The sequence below is a fragment of the Nocardia sp. NPDC051900 genome (assembly GCF_044452545.1).
Classification (GTDB): Bacteria; Actinomycetota; Actinomycetes; order Mycobacteriales; family Mycobacteriaceae; genus Nocardia; species Nocardia sichangensis.
The window spans coordinates 152784-169165 of sequence record NZ_JBITBU010000013.1; the positions used below are offsets into that span (position 1 = coordinate 152784).

General features: G+C 69.9%; 22 protein-coding genes. 10 read left to right on the plus strand and 12 right to left on the minus strand.

Features of this window, described 5'->3' with window-relative positions:
• Window positions 1-39: 39 nt before the first annotated feature.
• Complete coding sequence (locus tag ACIA5H_RS22955; RefSeq protein WP_379251719.1) at window positions 40-558, plus strand: hypothetical protein; 519 nt, start codon at window positions 40-42, stop codon at window positions 556-558.
• A gap of 214 nt (window positions 559-772) precedes the next feature.
• Here ACIA5H_RS22955 and ACIA5H_RS22960 read toward each other — a convergent pair whose 3' ends face one another.
• The 6 genes from ACIA5H_RS22960 to ACIA5H_RS22985 all read right to left on the minus strand — a co-directional run bounded on the left by ACIA5H_RS22960 (window position 773) and on the right by ACIA5H_RS22985 (window position 4857).
• Window positions 773-2125: a cytochrome P450 gene (locus ACIA5H_RS22960; RefSeq protein WP_379251718.1), complete on the minus strand. Its 1353-nt coding sequence runs from the start codon at window positions 2123-2125 to the stop codon at window positions 773-775.
• A gap of 117 nt (window positions 2126-2242) precedes the next feature.
• Window positions 2243-2611 (minus strand): STAS domain-containing protein, encoded by a 369-nt coding sequence (locus tag ACIA5H_RS22965; RefSeq protein ID WP_355077611.1) that lies wholly within the window; start codon window positions 2609-2611, stop codon window positions 2243-2245.
• A gap of 455 nt (window positions 2612-3066) precedes the next feature.
• A complete protein-coding gene (locus ACIA5H_RS22970) occupies window positions 3067-3324 on the minus strand; it encodes a DUF4235 domain-containing protein (RefSeq protein WP_355077613.1) in 258 nt (85 codons plus the stop codon).
• Entirely contained in the window at window positions 3321-3716 is a 396-nt protein-coding gene (locus tag ACIA5H_RS22975) for a DUF3618 domain-containing protein (protein ID WP_379251717.1), read from the minus strand. The genes ACIA5H_RS22970 and ACIA5H_RS22975 overlap by 4 nt, the downstream gene beginning before the upstream one ends.
• Window positions 3713-4129 carry a phage holin family protein gene (locus tag ACIA5H_RS22980; protein WP_397077295.1) on the minus strand — a complete coding sequence of 139 codons (417 nt, stop codon included), beginning with the start codon at window positions 4127-4129 and terminating at the stop codon, window positions 3713-3715. The genes ACIA5H_RS22975 and ACIA5H_RS22980 overlap by 4 nt, the downstream gene beginning before the upstream one ends.
• Before the next feature lie 179 nt (window positions 4130-4308).
• On the minus strand, window positions 4309-4857 hold the full coding sequence (locus ACIA5H_RS22985; protein ID WP_379251715.1) for a TerD family protein: 549 nt from the start codon (window positions 4855-4857) through the stop codon (window positions 4309-4311).
• 331 nt (window positions 4858-5188) lie between these two features.
• Here ACIA5H_RS22985 and ACIA5H_RS22990 point away from each other — a divergent pair, with 331 nt between their 5' ends.
• The gene (locus ACIA5H_RS22990; protein WP_397077296.1) at window positions 5189-5479 is read left to right on the plus strand and encodes a hypothetical protein; all 291 of its coding nucleotides are present in this window, start codon (window positions 5189-5191) and stop codon (window positions 5477-5479) included.
• A gap of 12 nt (window positions 5480-5491) precedes the next feature.
• Here ACIA5H_RS22990 and ACIA5H_RS22995 read toward each other — a convergent pair whose 3' ends face one another.
• The gene (locus tag ACIA5H_RS22995; protein WP_397077297.1) at window positions 5492-6643 is read right to left on the minus strand and encodes a glutamate--cysteine ligase; all 1152 of its coding nucleotides are present in this window, start codon (window positions 6641-6643) and stop codon (window positions 5492-5494) included.
• Between the two features lie 144 nt (window positions 6644-6787).
• Between ACIA5H_RS22995 and ACIA5H_RS23000 the strand changes: the two genes are divergently transcribed.
• Both ACIA5H_RS23000 and ACIA5H_RS23005 read left to right on the plus strand, forming a co-directional pair.
• The gene (locus tag ACIA5H_RS23000; RefSeq protein ID WP_397077298.1) at window positions 6788-7123 is read left to right on the plus strand and encodes a hypothetical protein; all 336 of its coding nucleotides are present in this window, start codon (window positions 6788-6790) and stop codon (window positions 7121-7123) included.
• A gap of 72 nt (window positions 7124-7195) precedes the next feature.
• Window positions 7196-8146, plus strand: a complete 951-nt coding sequence (locus ACIA5H_RS23005) for an FAD-dependent oxidoreductase (RefSeq protein WP_397077299.1) — start codon at window positions 7196-7198, stop codon at window positions 8144-8146.
• A 25-nt stretch (window positions 8147-8171) separates the two neighbouring features.
• On the opposite strand, the gene ACIA5H_RS23010 is transcribed toward ACIA5H_RS23005, so the two are convergent.
• The gene (locus ACIA5H_RS23010; RefSeq protein WP_355077627.1) at window positions 8172-8549 is read right to left on the minus strand and encodes a hypothetical protein; all 378 of its coding nucleotides are present in this window, start codon (window positions 8547-8549) and stop codon (window positions 8172-8174) included.
• A gap of 208 nt (window positions 8550-8757) precedes the next feature.
• Here ACIA5H_RS23010 and ACIA5H_RS23015 point away from each other — a divergent pair, with 208 nt between their 5' ends.
• Window positions 8758-10023: a PucR family transcriptional regulator gene (locus tag ACIA5H_RS23015; protein WP_397077300.1), complete on the plus strand. Its 1266-nt coding sequence runs from the start codon at window positions 8758-8760 to the stop codon at window positions 10021-10023.
• Here the strand turns inward: ACIA5H_RS23015 and ACIA5H_RS23020 are convergent.
• Both ACIA5H_RS23020 and ACIA5H_RS23025 read right to left on the minus strand, forming a co-directional pair.
• Window positions 9963-10739, minus strand: coding sequence for a histone deacetylase (locus ACIA5H_RS23020; RefSeq protein WP_397077301.1), 777 nt, complete (start codon window positions 10737-10739; stop codon window positions 9963-9965). The two genes, ACIA5H_RS23015 and ACIA5H_RS23020, sit on opposite strands and share 61 nt — an antisense overlap.
• A 133-nt stretch (window positions 10740-10872) precedes the next feature.
• Entirely contained in the window at window positions 10873-11796 is a 924-nt protein-coding gene (locus tag ACIA5H_RS23025; RefSeq protein WP_397077302.1) for a LysR substrate-binding domain-containing protein, read from the minus strand.
• Between the two features lie 118 nt (window positions 11797-11914).
• Here ACIA5H_RS23025 and ACIA5H_RS23030 point away from each other — a divergent pair, with 118 nt between their 5' ends.
• Both ACIA5H_RS23030 and ACIA5H_RS23035 read left to right on the plus strand, forming a co-directional pair.
• The gene (locus tag ACIA5H_RS23030; protein WP_397077303.1) at window positions 11915-12901 is read left to right on the plus strand and encodes a YeiH family protein; all 987 of its coding nucleotides are present in this window, start codon (window positions 11915-11917) and stop codon (window positions 12899-12901) included.
• 123 nt (window positions 12902-13024) lie between these two features.
• Window positions 13025-13420 (plus strand): PPOX class F420-dependent oxidoreductase, encoded by a 396-nt coding sequence (locus ACIA5H_RS23035; RefSeq protein ID WP_356962108.1) that lies wholly within the window; start codon window positions 13025-13027, stop codon window positions 13418-13420.
• Here ACIA5H_RS23035 and ACIA5H_RS23040 read toward each other — a convergent pair.
• On the minus strand, window positions 13417-13680 hold the full coding sequence (locus ACIA5H_RS23040; RefSeq protein WP_356962109.1) for a helix-turn-helix transcriptional regulator: 264 nt from the start codon (window positions 13678-13680) through the stop codon (window positions 13417-13419). The genes ACIA5H_RS23035 and ACIA5H_RS23040 overlap by 4 nt on opposite strands.
• A 102-nt stretch (window positions 13681-13782) precedes the next feature.
• On the opposite strand from ACIA5H_RS23040, the gene map reads away from it, so the two are divergent.
• On the plus strand, window positions 13783-14547 hold the full coding sequence (map, locus tag ACIA5H_RS23045) for a type I methionyl aminopeptidase (RefSeq protein WP_397077335.1): 765 nt from the start codon (window positions 13783-13785) through the stop codon (window positions 14545-14547).
• 4 nt (window positions 14548-14551) lie between these two features.
• Here map and ACIA5H_RS23050 read toward each other — a convergent pair whose 3' ends face one another.
• Window positions 14552-15268: a glyoxalase gene (locus ACIA5H_RS23050; RefSeq protein WP_397077304.1), complete on the minus strand. Its 717-nt coding sequence runs from the start codon at window positions 15266-15268 to the stop codon at window positions 14552-14554.
• Window positions 15269-15380: 112 nt separating this feature from the next.
• On the opposite strand from ACIA5H_RS23050, the gene ACIA5H_RS23055 reads away from it, so the two are divergent.
• Window positions 15381-15929 (plus strand): helix-turn-helix transcriptional regulator, encoded by a 549-nt coding sequence (locus ACIA5H_RS23055; protein WP_355077641.1) that lies wholly within the window; start codon window positions 15381-15383, stop codon window positions 15927-15929.
• A gap of 68 nt (window positions 15930-15997) precedes the next feature.
• A complete protein-coding gene (locus ACIA5H_RS23060; protein ID WP_397077305.1) occupies window positions 15998-16381 on the plus strand; it encodes a PPOX class F420-dependent oxidoreductase in 384 nt (127 codons plus the stop codon).
• Window position 16382: the final 1 nt, after the last annotated feature.

Consider the following 16382-nt stretch of genomic DNA (forward strand, 5'->3'; position numbering starts at 1 on the left):
GGTAACGACAGATCGATTCTGCTGAGGATGGGAAAGCTCATGAAGTTCAGGAAATTGGTAGCGACCACGCTGCTGACCATTGCCACCACCGGCGTCACGGCGGCTACCGCCTACGGGCAGGCCGAAATCTACGATCCCGCGCTCGGCGACGACGCCGTGGCCTCCTCCGTCGTCGTCGCGCCGGACCGGTCGAGCGCGACGCTGACGCTCGCCTCCGGCACGTTCGCCGTCACACCGGACGTGATCACCGTGCTCGCGCCGGACGGCGAGGTGGTGGCGACGGTGCCGACCACTCTGCGATCCGCGATGGGGCAGCAGGTCGCGGTTGCTCCGGAAATCAACGCGGACGCAACGACTTTGACCCTGACTCCGGTCGGCGCCGCCATTCCGGAGCCGGGTGCGCCGCAGTTCGTCGGTGATGCCGGGAGTGCCCTGGGCGGCGTGCTGATCGGCTGCGCCATCGGCGCCGTGGTCGGCCTGATCTTCCTCATCATCGGCGTGTTCCCCGGCTGCGTGCTCGGCGGCCTCATCGGCGGTGTCGCGGGCGCGGTCCGGTAGTACTTCCGCGTGAACTGTGCGATCGGCCCGCTCCCGGTATCGGTCCGGTGGCGCGGCCGATCGCCATCTCGACGCCTAATGGCATGGGCGGACGTACGTAGTCCGTCTTCAGCCTGCGCATGGCCGGAGCGAAGGCGGAGGTACGCCTAATGGGTCCTGTCGGACGTAGTCCGTCTTCAGCCTGCGCATGGCCGGAGCGAAGGCGGAGGTACGCCTAACCCGCCTGGGTCATGCACGGCTCGACGGTGAAGTCGAGCCCGAAATTGTTCAAGGTCACCGGCAGTGGCGCGTCCGGATTCGGGCGCGGCGTGGACCGCAGCCGGAAGTCGGCCGAGGTCAGCAGGTGGGCGAGCAGCGTGCTGGTGACGAACAGCACCAGGTTGCGGCCGGGGCAGTCGGCGGGGCCCGCGCTGAACGGCACGAGTTGGGGGTACCGCTCCGCGCGGCCGTCCAGCCAGATCTCCGGGACGAACTGGTCGGCGAAGGGCAGCAGTTCGGCATCCCGGTGGAACGCGGGGACCGCGATCATCAGCGCGGCGCCCGCGGCGATGGTGAAGCGCTCGTCGCCGTCGCGCCACTCGGTGTCGGCGGTGATGTCGCGCAGCAGCATGGGTGTGGTCGGCCACAGCCGCACCGACTCGAGGACACAGGCGCGCAGATAACCGCGCAGGTCGACGCGTTCCGGATCGACGGCGTCGGCGAGTGCGCGGGCCTGGTGCTCGGGGTGAGTGCTCAGCACCGCCAGTGCCCGGCTCAGCGCGATGCCCGCCGCGTCGAAGGCGAACAACCAGTGCGGTATCTGCCCGACCGGATCGGTGGCGCCGCCCGCGGGCACCGCGGCCAACGCTCCGGCGAGACTGTCCGGCGAAGCGGACTCCACGTGGCGGTACAGCCGATTGGTGAACTGGTCGCGCTGCCTGCGATGCGCAGGCGCGAGGAACGACCAGTTGCCCGCCGAGCGCAGCCGGGAGAGTTCGTCGGTGAGCACGGTGTCGTCGCGTCCTCGCTCGCCGAGCACGATTCGCCGCACCAGCCGCCACCAGCGCGTGGTGAACTGCCGCGCGTCCAGGTGGCCGCGGTGCAGGGCGGACAGAATCAACTCGCGCGCTTCCTCCGCGATCGCCTCGGCGAACGGACCGGCCAGGCGATGCAGCGGCTCGGCCGAGTCCAGCGCGGCCTCGTTCACGGCGCGGCGCTGGTCGCGTATCGGTCCCTCCGAGAGCAGGACGCCGTGCGGCTGGAACTGGCGCAACGCGGCGCGCTTCTCCCGATTCGCCGGACTGAACGGCGTCGGCGCGTCGGCCAGCACCCGTCCCACGTCATGCGGATCGAGAACGACCACGATCCGGCGACCCGGCACCACGAGCTCGACCGGGCCGGCGCCGAACTCGCGCCGCAACTGCCGCACGCGCTCGATCGCCCTGGAATCGGCTCCGGTGCGTTCCAGCAGGCCCAGCACCGGCCTGCGCCGGGCGATGACACCCGAGGCGACCGAGGCGAATCCGAGATCCGCCAACGCCGCCACCGCGGGCACTCCCACCAATCGGTGTTCGCGGGTTTCTGCCATACGGCCTCCTCCCGGTGCGCTCAGGTCGACACGGTGCCGACGACCGGTCACATACCCGGCGACACGGGGTCGAAACCGCGTCGCGGGCTGAGCGGCACCGATGCGGTGCCGGGAAGCTCAGTTCGGCGCCTGGGTCTCGTTCACCGCGAGCGCGTCCTCGACCGAGTCGAACACCGTGAGCAACCGGTCCAGCGCGGTGACCTCGATCGGCCTGCGCGCGGCGTCGCTGGGGACGACGCGCAAGCCACCGGAGCCGGTGGCTTCCGAGGCCGCCAGCAGGACGCTCAGCCCGGCGGAGCCGAGGAACCCGACGTTGGTCATGTCCACCACGACGGCGGCGGGTGCGTCGCGTAGCGCCTCGTCGAGAGCCGATTGCAAGCGCGGCGCGGACGCCATGTCTATCTCGCCGTGCACGGTGACGACGACCGTGTCCTCCGCCGACCGCACCTCGACCTCCAGCGCCCGGGGCGCGCTTTCGGAACTCACAATCCACCTCCCGTGCCGGCGACGCGTCCTCGGCAGTACGCCACGTCGACCTCCGCTCCGGTTCACGTCTCTTGCGCACGGTTTCTCGGCGCAGAGAGCGACCACTCCGCGGCCAACTTACCCCATCCCGTCGTGCGCTAATCACACTGTGCGCCCGCTCGCGCCTCCGACCAGGCGGTCTCGTGCGGCCGGACAAGCTCGTTGCGCCGGTCCGACGGCTGCCCCGATCGTGGCTCGGGGGAGCTGTGACACAAGAGCCGACCTGAAGGGGGCCGATCCCCATCAGCGGCGCGACGAAGCATGCCCGTCGTGCACCGCCGAGGCGGACGATCGACCTCGGTGACGGGTGCGGCTTCGTGATGACGGCGGGATGCAGACGCACACCGAATTGCCGCCGTGACTCGAGAATGTCGAGTCACGGCGGCAGTGATTTCGAGCTGCGGCGATGCGCCGCGTTATTCCGGCCAAGTGCCGGTGAGCGATTCGTAGCCCGTCGCGCCCGCGCGGTCGATCGCGGCCTTGACCAGGCCGAAAACCGCGCCCTGCAATGCCGCGGCGAAAAGCACCTCGCGCCAGGAATGATCCCGCGCGGTCGACGTCGGGGCCTGCCGCTCACCGGTGATCTGCTTCCACACCTTGGTGAACACGGCGTTCGCCGCGAGGCCGCCGAGCACGCTGATCAGCAGGCCGAGTGGTTTGTAGAGCGTCTTCATCGCCGCCTCCGCACGATCTGCCAGACCACGGCCGCGAGCACCGCCGCGCCGAGGGCAGTGGGAATCGGATGGGCGCGCAGTGCGCCACCGGCCTGCCTGCCGCGTTCGGCCACCGGCTCCGGTGTGGCCGCCGCCACTCGGTGGACGAGGTCGGCCGCGCCCGTCCTGGCCTGCTGGGCCTTGTCCGCGACGGTGAGCGCCGCCTCGGACGCCGCGTGCTGAGTCGCCTCGACGGCGTCGTGCGCCTTCTCCTTGCTGCGCGCGGGCACATCGAGTTTGTGGCCCAGCTCTTCGACCGTGCGGCCGAGATCCGCCCTGGCCTGGTCGCGGTCGCGCCGCAGGGCCGCGACGTCGTCGGTGGGCCGGTCGGCCCCGGGTCGGCTGTCACTCATCCCCGCCTCCTGTCCTTGATCACCTCGATGTCCTCGCGAACGCCCTCGACCGCTTCCTGCGGGATCGGCGGATTCGCCTCTTCGACGCTCTTCTTCCCGGCCAGACCGAGCACCGCCGCGACCACCAGCAGCGCGCCCGCGACGATCAGCGCGGACGCCCAGCCCGGCAGCACCTCGGTGAGGCCGAGCACCGCCGCGGCGACCAACGCCGCCCCGCCGTAGAACGCCAGTAGCGCCGCCACGCCCGCCAGGCCCGCTCCGAGGCCGAACCGTTTGCCCTTCTCCCGCATCTCGACGCGAGCGAGCCGGAGTTCGTCGCGGATGAGCCGGGACACCTGGGTGGTGGCGTCCTCGACCAGTTCGCTGACCGACCGTGCGTTCGCGGGCGGGCGAACCTGTGTCGTCCCGGTCATGAGACCTCCTTCGGCATGTCACACCTCCTGCCCGGCGACTACCCGCGCGTCCGAATTCCAATCGGACGCCGCGGCCGGTCCGGCGGGGGAGGGGTGTGCGACGCGCGAAGCGGCCGACGCCAGACCGTAGCTCGCGATGAAACCGAAGCCATTGCGGCGCAAGCCGAATCGCTACGAGGTCATTCGATGTACGGGCCGAGCTGCGGAATCGCCTCGATCGGGTGCCGCGCCCGCAAGCCCGCGCCGACGTCCTGGAAGTGCCAGGCGCCCTCGGTGCGACGCACTCGACCGAGCACCAGGCCGGTGTGCGAGCCGCCGCCGGTCAGCTCGTGGCGGGCGAGCTGGGCGCCCGCAACGGTGTCGATCACTCGGCAGTACGCGTTCGCGATCCGCTCGAAGGTCTGGCCGGTGTAGCAGGTGATGAGGAACAACACCGTCGTCACCTGCGCGGCGAGGCGGGACAGATCGACGCTGATGATCTCGTCGTCACCCTCGCCTTCTCCGGTGATGCTGTCGCCGTGCAGGCGGACGGCCCCGTCGGTCGAGCTGAGCTGCTCGTGGTACACGACGTCGACGAGCCGGTCCGCGGCGAAGAGCAAGGCCGCAACGTTGAGATCGATCTCCTCGCGCCGGCCGAAGAAGCGCGAACGGGCGGCCGGATCCCAGCCGAGCGCCACGGTGACGTGTTCGAGCGGGACGCCACGCTCGTCGCGGAGCTCGGTGCGCATCGGTGACTCCTCTGCGTCGGAGAGCGGGCGCGGCGGCCTCTGGCGCGTCCGCCGACGTTCCGGGCCGAAACCATAGGAACGACTTCGGCGGACGAGGAGCGTACCCGTTTTCGGCTCGAATATGGCGAGAATCCAATCCGCGAGACGGTGCGCCGCGAAGTCAAGGCATGCGGGTTGGCACGAGGCAGGTGCGCCGAGACCGCGGTGCGGGTCCATCCACGCATGGTCGTACGCCTGCGGAGTCGGCGTTCCGCTCGCGCGTCGAGGTCGCGGCGAGGCCGCGATCGGCGCACCCAGGGCTGCCGGTCGGGTCGGTCGAAGGTGACCGGCGATGACCGGCGCCGAGCCGTGTCGCGCGAATCTGCTCGATCTGGCGTACCCGTACGCGATGGACGCGGTGGCCGAGATCGAGCGCAGGCGCATCGAAAACCGGGTCGCGACAGCCGAATCCGGCACCGCAGCGGCGTTCGTCGGCGCGGTGCGGCGTATCCGGGACACGTTGGCGGCACTGAGCGCGACCGCCGCGGTGTATCCGCCACCCACCCTCGAGTCGAAGATCCTGCGGGCGATCGATGATTCGAGTCCGAGCGCGGACCAGCGCGGCCGACCACGCAGCGCATAGCCACCGTCGCGCTCAGCTGAGCGGCGCTCCGGTCGCCGGTGTCGCGCGGGAACTTCCCGGCTGGTCGCAGCCGTCGAGGGTCGCGCGCGCCACCTCCTCGACGACGTCGTCGATCTCTCCGCGCGCCCGCAGCGCCGCGATCTGTCGGTGCGCGCCGTTACCGCGCGCGAGCAGGCGGCCGAACGCCTCGTCGACGAATCGGCGGTCGCCCGCGTCCTCCAGCGCGGGCGCGGCGTAGTCGATCAGCCGGCACAGCAGGTCGCGCACGGGCGCCACCGTGCCGTCACGAGGATCGACGCCGTCTCCGGCCAGCCCCGAACGCGCTGCCTTCCAGTACGCCGCCCGCAACATCTCCGCGGGCACCTGCGGCGCGAGCTGCCCCGCCGCCAGCGATCTCTCCGCCATCACGACGACGGCGCGCACCAGCGCGGCCAAGAGCGCGGTCTCCTCGACGGTGGCCGGAATGTCGCTGACCCGTATCTCGACGGTCGGGAACGAGACCGAGGGACGGACGTCCCAGTAGACCATCTGCTTGTCCAGGATGCTGCCGCTGTTGAGCATCATCGCGACCATCGCCTCGTAATGCCGCGCGGATTCGAAGTACGGAGGTGGTCCGGCGCTGGGCCAGCGCCGCCACAGGATGCTGCGCCAGCTGGCGAAGCCGGTTTCCGTGCCGCGGTAGATGGCGGAGTTCGCGGTCATCGCGAGCAGTTGCGGCAACCACGGCCGCAGGTGGTTACTGACCTGGATCGCGGTTTCGACGTCGGGGATGCCGATGTGCACGTGACAGCCCGACAGCCCCTGCTCGTGGGCGAGCATGCCGAAGTTCTCCTCGATGCGCTGGTAACGCGGGGTGTCGGTGACCGGGAACTCGTGCGGGACGGTGGGCGGGATGCCGACCGCGAGCAGGCGGGCGTCGTTGCGCTCGGCGCATGCGGCGATGCCGCGGCGCAGGTCGCGCAACTGCTGGTGCAGTGCGCCGATATCGGTGTGGACCGCGGTGCTGGTCTCCACCTGACAACGGGTGAGTTCGAGTTGCAGGTCGATGCCGAGTTCCTCTGCGGTACGCGCCACCTCGACATTGCGTGCCAGCGGTTCGCCGGTGCGCGGGTCGACGAGCAGGAACTCCTCTTCCACCCCGATGGTCAGCCGCCCATCGTCCATGGATTGGCATTACCCACGGGCCGACGGGCTAGTCAACCGAACGAGTCGCGTTCGCCGATCAGTTGCCGGTCGGCTTCGACGCGGTTCGAACGGCCGGAGGGCGGCGACGCGAACGACGGGGGCCGCAGGAGAAGAAGTTGTCGCATGTTTCGGATCGCTGCACGTGTCGCCGCTACCGGGGCTGCGCCCGTGATCGTCGCCGCTGCTGGCGCGGGGGTGGCCGCCCCGGGACCTACGTTGTCGGCGGACAGCCAGGAGGAGGGCGCCATCGCGGTGGGCAGCCAGCCGCCGTCGGAGAACTGGAACTGTGTGTTGATCGGCTCGGCCGAGGCGGCCGGTCCCCGGGTGGACATGGCCGGGACCGGCGAGAGCCGGGGCGGGTTCGCGGAGGGCAGTACCGTGGCCGCGGCCTGTGCCGGGCCGCAGTGGCCGGTGGTGGCCAGGACGACCGGTGTCACATCGCTCGACGATGCCGACTGATCGATCCGCGCCTCCCATGGGCGGTGCTGCGGGAACAGCGCTGGGCGGGTAGGGCTCGATACTCTCGCTCCCATGCGGATCGTCGTCCTCGGCTCGGGCATCTCGGGTCTGTCCACCGCGGCCGAACTGCTCCGAGCCCGGCACGAGGTCATCGTCGTCAGCGCCGAGCCGATCACGGCGACGACGTCCTTCCTGGCCGCGGCGGTCTGGTTTCCGACGGCCGCCGGTCCCGCCGATCGCGTGCTGGCCTGGAGCGAGACGACTTTCGAGCACTTGGCGGCGCTGGCCGCCGCGGAAGCGCCGGGTGTGCGGATGTGCGCGTCCATGGCGCTGTATCGCGACGAGCCCGCGATTCCCGCGTGGTCGCGGTCGGTGCGCTCGTTCCGGCAGGCCGATCGGGTGGACCTGCCTCCGGGCTACGGATTCGGATTCCGTTTCGAAGTTCCTTTGGTGGAGATGCCGACCTACCTGCCGTTCTTGAGCGCGCAGGTGGACGCGGCAGGCGCGCGTCGCGTCCCGCGTGCTGTGCGGAGCCTCGATGATCTCGCGGACCTGTCGCCGGACGTCGTGGTGAACTGTGCCGGTCTGCGAGCCGCCGAGTTGGTGGGCGACCCGGAGACGTATCCGATCCGCGGCCAGATCGTGCGGGTCGCGAACCCCGGGCTGTCGGTGTCGGTCCGCGACGAAGCCCATCCGCTCGGTCGCGCCTACGTCCATCCCCGGGCGAACGACTGCGTCCTGGGCGGTTCGCTGGACACCGGCGAGTGGGACACCGCGCCCGACCCCGACCTCACCCGATCTATCCTGCGGCGCTGCCGCGATCTGGTCCCAGGGCTCGACGGCAGTGCGGTGCTGGACGCCGTGGTGGGACTGCGCCCCGGTCGCCGGGAAGTCCGCGTGGAACTCGACACCGCCGTGCTACCCGGCACGCCCGTCGTCCACAACTACGGCCACGGCGGCTCCGGCATCACCATCGGCCACGGATGCGCGCTGGAGAGCGCCGCGCTCGTAGCGGCGCTGTGAGCGGCGGCCGGTGCGTCGGCCGCGCTCAGTTGGCGTAACTGCGCGCCACCACCGAGTTCAGCGTCTCCAGGAATTCGCTGAGCACGCCGGGCTCGACCCGATCGCGCGCGGTGCGCCGTCCGGGGGAATCCGTGGCGGGTGCGGCGAGGCCCGCGTCGACGCTGTCGCGCAGGACGGCGTGCACCGCTTCGATCGGGATGCCCGCCTGGGCGCATCGGGTCGCCGCGTGCTCGAACCGGCCCAGCGCGAGACTGCCCGCCGCCTCGGCCGCGTCGACCAGGACGAGGGCCAGTTCCAAGCCCATTCTGATCAGCGCGTCGGGACCGCCGCGATGGGCGCCACGAGTGAATCTCGCGGACACTTCGGTGATGTCCCGATCTTCTTCGTGCGGGCCGATGTTCATGGCCCTCCCTCCGCGCGGCGACCCTGCTGCCACCGACGTTACGACGGGGATCGAAAGAATTCGACCGCGCGATTACGACTTGTGAGGCTTCACAGACGCGCGTCGCCCGTTTCGGGTGGTGTCCCCAACCGGAGGCTCGGACCTCGGCACGCCGACCCGGTCAAGTTACCGTGGAGTACTTTCCGCGATCGGGGAGGGAAGGAGTCACATGTCCATCACCGATTCGGCAGGCCCGGATCTGACCCTGTCGGGCCGCCCGGCCAGTTCTTCACTGCGGGACGTGCGGAATCTGTCGCGCAAGATGGTCGGCCATTTCATCGAGACCGTCGCGCACTGCCGGACGCTCCCCGGTGAGGCGCTCAACGGCGACATCACCAACATCACCCGCCTGTGTCTGGAACTGGCCGTCAGCATGCTCGACGGCAGTGACATCCCGGAGAAGACCCTCCTGCTGCGCAACGCCGCGGCGGGCTGGGCGCGAGAAGGCATTCCGATCGACACCATCCACCACGCCGTGCACGAGGGATTCAAGCTCGGCTTCGACCTGATCGTGGCGAACGCGACCGCCGCGGACTTCGACAGTCTCAAGGAGATCAGCCGCCGCCTGCTGGAGATCCTGGACACCATCACCTCGACCGTCTCGCGGGCCTATGTGACCGAGTTGCGCGCCGTGGTCGGCGAGCACCACACGGCCGCGCACACCCTCGCTTCGGCCCTGCTCGGCGGGCACCCCACCTTCACCATGGCCCGCGAATGCGGCATCCAGATCTCCGACTCGTATTCCGTTGTCGCCCTGGCGATTCCGCCGCACCCGGAGGAGCGCAACCCGCATCTCGACGGTGCGGTGGTCGCGCGGCGGAAGCTGCGCCGGGTGCAATCCGAACTCGCCACCCGCTGCGGTGAATCGGTCTTGTCGCTGCTCAGCGTCGACGGCGGCACCATCCTGCTACCGTCCGCGTCGCCGGAGGACAAGTCGCTGGACGAACTGGTGGACAGTCTCGGCCGCGCCGCGCAGGTGCCGATCGTCGCGACGGTGATCGCCGCGACCCCGGTCGAAGTGCCGACGGCCGCCGACCGCGCGCACGAGCTGCTGGACATGGTGCAACGGCTGCGCTGGACCCGCGGACTGTTCCGCTTCGACGACCTCGCGCTCGAATATCAGCTCACCCGGCCCGGACCCGGACTGGAAACCCTGCGCACACTGCTCGACCCACTCGACGAGCACCCCGAACTACTCGAGACGCTCAAACGTCATATCGGCACGAATCTCAATCGCCAGCGCACGGCGCGATCGCTGCACATCCACACCAACACCGTGGACTACCGGCTCAAGCGCATCGGCCAGCTCACCGGTTTCGACCCCGCGCAGGCATCCGGGGTGTGGTACCTGCGTGCGGCGTTGGTCGCCCGCAGCTACCGGGACTCCGAGGACGAATCGCCGGTCGGTGCGTGGGCGGGGGCGGTCTCCTCATAGGTTCGGCGCACCACTTCATCGTCGCCGAGCAGGGCATGGACCGTCTCGGGGGTCCAGCGCCGGTCGGCGCCGGGCCGAGTGGCGAGATAACCCGCAGTCGCGCGGGCGGACCAGCCGTGTGCCGCGCGCAGGCCCGCGGCCAGATACCGCAGGTAGGCGGCGGCGGGCGGATTGCCCCGAACGTCGCGACAACGCCACGGGGCGGTGAAGGTGAGCACCGGGTACCCGGCGTGCGTTCCCGCGCAGACCAACGTTTCGTAGCGTCCCGGGCCGAGAGTCATCGTCCCCTGCGCGATCGCCTCGCTGAGATCCATGTCCGCCCCCGGGGCGCGATACATCTCTTGCGCCACGATGTCGGAGAACTGGGCGGTGGTGAGCAAGTGGGCGTGCACGGCCATCTCGCCCGGGCAGTCGGGGTCGTAGAAAGCGCGGCCGCCGGTCCAGGTCAACGATTCGGTGGCGAAATACAGCACGCCCCGGAGCAGGAGGGGCGTCGAGCGGATCGGGTCGGCGTTGTCGCGGCAGCCGGGCAGCGTGAGTGTTCCGCCTGCGGGCTTGCCACCGCGAAGATAGGTCCGCAGCCTGGCCAGACTCATATTCGAGCCGTACGCGGCGTACCAGACCGGATCCGTGCGCACGGGCGGCTCGGACCGACTCACGTCCGGTCGCGCGCTGGGCGCTGTCGCTGTCGCGCCGTCGGTATGCCAGGCCGTCATGGCACCCATTCTCGACTGTTCGCGACGTAGTGCCCACCTGACATTTCCGGCCGAAGGACGCGGTCGGCCGCCGACGCGGCGTCATTCCTTGCCCGTCGGCCGGGTGGGTGCCCGTGTGCGCGGACCGAGTGCTTCACCGGTTGCGCGCCACGCCGCCGTCCGCGGCGCACCGGGCCAGCGCTTCCGCGGGACCAGACGGAGGAGCTTGCCGACGCCAGATGACACGGAATTCCCGGGTGAGCACGACGGAGTCGGCCGTGGGCACCTCCACGAGGGCCGCGCTGTCCAGATCGGGCGCCGCGATCAACCGGCTCAGCACCGCGGGTGCGACTCCGGCCCGCGCCGACGCGACGATCGCCGCCGCCGAGCCCAGTTCGGCGGCCGGGCGGGCAGGCTGGCACTCCGCGCCCAGGATTTCCCACACCGTGTCGCGGGTGCCGGATCCAGGCTCGCGCCACAGCAGGGGAGTGGTCGCGAGTTCGCGCAATGTCACCGGCCGTCGGCGGTGTGCCCACCGGTGGCCGGGCGCGACCACGACAACCAGATCGTCGGCGCCGAGCACTCGGCTGCCGAGTCCGGGCGGCGGGTGCGGTCCCTCCACGAAACCGATGTCCGCCCTGGCGTTGCGGACCAGTTCCTCGACATGCCGGGTGTTGTCGACTTCGAGGGATACCGCCACCTCCGGATAGGACTCGCGGAAAGCGTCGAGCCACTGCGGAATGCGATGGTCGGCGATGGTCTTCGACGCGGCGATCCGCAGGTGTGGCACCTGAGCGGCGTGCAGCGCGGCCACACCCGCGCCGAAGGCCCGCGCCGCGTCGAGCACGGCTTGCGCGTGCTCCACGACCGAGCGCCCCGCGTCGGTGAGCGCCGACCCGGTGGGCCCGCGATCCAGCAGCCGTAGCCGTAGCCGTCGTTCCAGGGCGCTGATCCGCATGCTCGCGGCGGGCTGGCTGATGCCGTGCCTGCGCGCGGCCGCGCCGAGGCTGCCCGACTCCGCGACGGAGACCAGCAGGTCGAGCACCTCCAGATCAGGTGTTCCTGGCGGCAGCGTCATGGGCAGATTATGAGCCTGCTGCGATGGCGCGGCATTCCCTGCCCCATCAGCGCGGCTTATGAGGTGCTGTCGTCCCGACGGCTACCCGGACAGATCGTTTGCCGCGATCGTTGTCGAAATGACGCATCTTCGCCGGCACGGGCCCGGCCTTCTGGTGGCAGCGGTGCTCGCCACCGCCGCGACTTTCCTGGGCGCGGTGTGGCCCGTCCTCGGCGTGCCCGTGCTCGCCCTGGCCGGTGGCGCGATGTTCGGTGTTTTCGCACGCCGCACGGGGAGCGAGCGATTCACTCCCGGGTTGGCCTCGGCGCAGCAACGATTGCTCGGCGCCGCCATCGTCCTGCTCGGTCTCGGGTTGCCCGTCGGCGCGGTGGTCGGCGTGGGCCGCGGCACGATAGTCGTACTGATCGGCACATTGCTCGTCGGCGCCCTGGCCGCGCTGGTCGTCGGCAGGCTGCTGGCCCTGGACCGGGATTCCGCCATCCTGGTGGCGGTGGGCACCACCATCTGCGGGGCCTCCGCCATCGCCGCCGCCACGGCGGTCATCAAGCCCGACCGCGAGCGGGCCGCCTACGCACTCGGCACCATCTTCGTCTTCAATGTCGTCGCGGTGCTGGTCTATCCGCCGCTTGGCCACCTGCTCGGCATGTCCGAGCAGGCATTCGGCTTGTGGGCGGGCACCGCCATCAACGACACGTCCTCGGTGCTCGCCGCCGGCGTGGCGTTCGGATCCGCCGCCGCGCATTTCGCCGTCATCGTCAAGCTGGTGCGCAGCCTGGCGATCGTCCCGCTGTGCGTCGGATTGCACTTCGGAGCCCGGCGCGATTCCGGCGTCACGCCACTGTGGCGCACCATTCCGCTGTTCGTGGTGCTGTTCCTCGCCGCGTCGGCCCTCGCCGCCACCGGCGTGATCCGGCCCTCGTGGACGACCGCCCTGAGCCATGTGAGCGCCTGGCTGATCGCCGCCGTCCTGGCCGCCGTCGGCGCCACCCTCACGCCGCAGCGCCTACGCACCGCAGGCCATCGCCCCCTGATCTTCGGCGGCATCCTCTCCGTCATCCTCGGAATCTCCAGCCTCGCGCTGCAATTCGCCACCGGCTGGTGGTGAGCAACATACGAATTGTGGCGGCGGCTCGGCGGACACGGTTGCCGCCACCTACGCCCATACACGTAATCGCGAACCGTCCTGCGGTCGGATGTCGCCGCCGTCGCGCGGGCCTACCGTTGCCCTATGACGTGGAACGAGATGAGCCAGAGCAAATACGTGCGGCTGACCACCTTCAAGAAGGACGGGACGCCGGTGGGCACACCCGTGTGGGTGGCTCCGGATGGTGACCGGATCGTCGTGTGGACCAATCCCGAGACCTGGAAGGTCAAGCGGATCCGCCGCAATCCGGACGTCACGCTGCAGGTCTGCGACGGGCGCGGCCGACCGACGGCGGCGGAGGTCCTGCCGGGCAGCGCGCGCATTCTGGACGCGGACGGCACCCAGCGCGTGCGCGATGTGGTCGCGGACAAGTACGGGATCATCGGCAAGCTCGCCATTCGCGGGCACAAGCTGCTGCGCGGCGCGAACGCGTCCGTCGGGATCGCGATCGCTCCGAAGGCGACAGTCGATCCGGCCTAAGCGGATTCGGCGAGACCGGCCGAGCGCCAGATGTCCGCGAGATCGTCGAGCGGGATCGAGAGCGCCTGTGCCAATGCCACCACGGTGCCGAAAGCAGGCGAGGGCAACCGTCCGGTCTCGATCTTGCGCAGCGTCTCCGGTGAGATCCCGGCGGCGTGGGCGACGTCGGTGAGTTCGCGGTTCGCGCGGGCCGCGCGCAGGGCGGCGCCCAAGCGGCGACCCGACTCGATCTGCGCGGGGGTCAACGGGAGGCGGACCATGCGCTCAGGCTACGGACGGCAGTGCGAGGTCGCAAGACGGATTGGTATTAAAATACCGGCGCAGTTAGGGTGGTATTAAAATACCGGCGCACTGGAGGAATGATGGTCGAGTTGAAGAGCCCCGCGGAGATCGCGCGGATGCGAGTGGCGGGGCGCTTCGTCGCAGACGTGCTCGCCGAGTTGCGCGACCGGGCGCGGGTAGGGGTGAACCTGCTCGACCTGGAAGCCCGCGTCCGAGAACGCATCCGCGCGCGCGGAGCCCAGTCCTGCTACTGGGACTACGCGCCCTCGTTCGGGCGAGGACCGTTTCGCAATACCGTCTGCCTGTCGGTGAACGACGCTGTGCTGCACGGACTTCCGTTCGACTATGCCTTGCGCGACGGCGACGTGCTGACCATGGACCTCGCGGTCGGCATCGAAGGCTGGGTCGCGGACGCGGCGACCACGGTCGTGGTCGGCTCGGCCGCGGAGGAGGACGTTCGGCTGGTGCGGGCGACCGAGGAGGCGCTGGCCGCGGCGATCACGGTCGCGGTGCCGGGCAACCGGATCGGCGACATCTCCGCCGCCATCGCCGAGGTGGCGCGGGCGTACGGCTATCCGGTGAACACCGAATTCGGCGGTCACGGCCTCGGCCGCACCATGCACGAGGACCCGCACGTGCCCAACGACGGCCGCCCGGGGCGCGGCTATCGGTTGCGCCCCGGACTCACCATCGCGATCGAACCGTGGTTCGCGCGCACCACCGACCGCATCGTCACCGATCCGGATGGCTGGACCATCCGTTCGGCGGACGGCTCCCGCACCGCGCACTCCGAGCACACCATCGCGATCACGCCGGACGGGCCACAGGTGCTGACCGCGGCGTGAGGGTCTAAGTCTCCGACAGCCAGGAAGACAGGTCGTCGGAGGCGCGTAAGTCGTCGGCGATGTACGCGCGTTCCTCGGCGGACAGTTCCATCGCGCGCAACTCCGCCCGGAATCCATCGGCTCCGCCGGGGTCGCCGGTCGCGACGGCGAGTTCGGCGAGCGCCGCCAGTGCCCGCGCCACGTCGAGCCGGGGCGCTTCGCTGCGGAACCGGCGGAGACCGACCTCGAGCACGCGGAACGCGGCCTTGTCGTCGGTCTTGAAATCGCGCAGGATGCGGGCGTTGTCCAGCACTCTGGACAGCCCGTCCAGCTCCTTCGATCCGCCGTACTCCACCTTCGGGGGTTCGTCGCGCTGGATGTAGATCACCTGGTTGCCCGCCGGATCGATGACGGTGAACCGGGACTGCCCCGGCCGGAAGCGGGTGATCCGGGGCAGGCCCTTGGCGGGGATCTTGCCGTAGCGGCTGCGCAGCGCCGCGGAGAAGGCTCGATGCCTGCTCGCGACGTCGTCGACCATCACGAGGCAGCCTGCGCGTTCGGCGGGGATGTCGGAGTCCTTCGGCGCGGGCACGAAGTGCAGGGCGCAACCGTGGTCCTCCACCGCTCCGTAGACGTAGGGACGGGTCTGCTCATGGGTCACCGTGTAGCCCAGCGTCCGGTAGAAGTCGAGCGTGTCGGTCAGGTCGCCGGTCCAGAGTTGCGGTACCGCCGTGTCGGCCATGAAAACTCCCATTTACCTGCGGTAGTCAATTTTGACTAGGTGAGCGTAGCGATGGTTTTCGCCGGAAGTCAAACTTGACTACCATGCGATCTCGGAGCGGAAGGAGTTCGCGATGTCGGTGGTGCGCCTGCTCGTGCTGGGGGTGATGCGCCTGCGTCAGCCCGTGCACGGCTACGCGGTGCGTCAGGAGTTGCTGTCCTGGCGGGCCGAAACCTGGACGAACGTCAAGCCCGGCTCGATCTATCACGCTCTCAAGCAGCTCACCCGCGAGGGCAAGCTGAGCGCGTTCGGCACCCAGACCAGCGACCAGGGCCCTGGGCGCACGCTGTTCGAGCTGACCGAGGCGGGAGAGGCCGAGTTCCGCGGGCTCATGGACGAGGCGCTGGTCAGCATCGATATGGAGGAACTGGGCGCTGCCATCGCCTTCATGGACGCGCTGCCAAGGGCGCACGTCATCGCGAAATTGCGGGAACAGCGCCGCCGCAGCGAGGAAGTGCGCGCCGACCTGCTCGCCATGATCCCGGACTTTCCCGGGCGGTACGAAGCGCCGCACGCGACCGATCTGCTGGAGCTGTGGAGTGGCGTGTTCGAGAACCTGTCGAAGTGGACCGACGGAGTACTGGCGCGTCTGGAAGCGGGGGAGTACCGACTGCCGGAGTGAATGTCCGGCACGAACCCGCGCCTTTCCCGCGTCGCTCACCGCACCTGGATGCGGGATACGCTGCCCGCATGACGAATTCGCTGGACGCCGTCGCCAAGGCCGACTACGTACTGCTGACCACCTTTCGCAAGGACGGATCGCCCGTCGGCACCGCGGTGTGGGCGGTGTCCGAGAACGGCAAACTGTACGTTTGGACCGTGACCGACAGCTGGAAGGTCAAGCGCTTGCGCCGCAATCCGGCGGTCAGCGTGCAACCGTGCAGCGCGACCGGCAAGCCGCACGGCGCGGTGGTCGAAGGAACCGGACGGATCCTCGATGCCGAGGGCACGGAGCGGGTCCGCAAGCTGCTGCGGCGCAAGTACTGGCTCACCGGTCCCCTCGTCATCCTCGGCAGCAACCTGCGGCGCGGCAAGTCCGGAACCATCGGCATCGAGATCGACCTCGCGGCCTGAC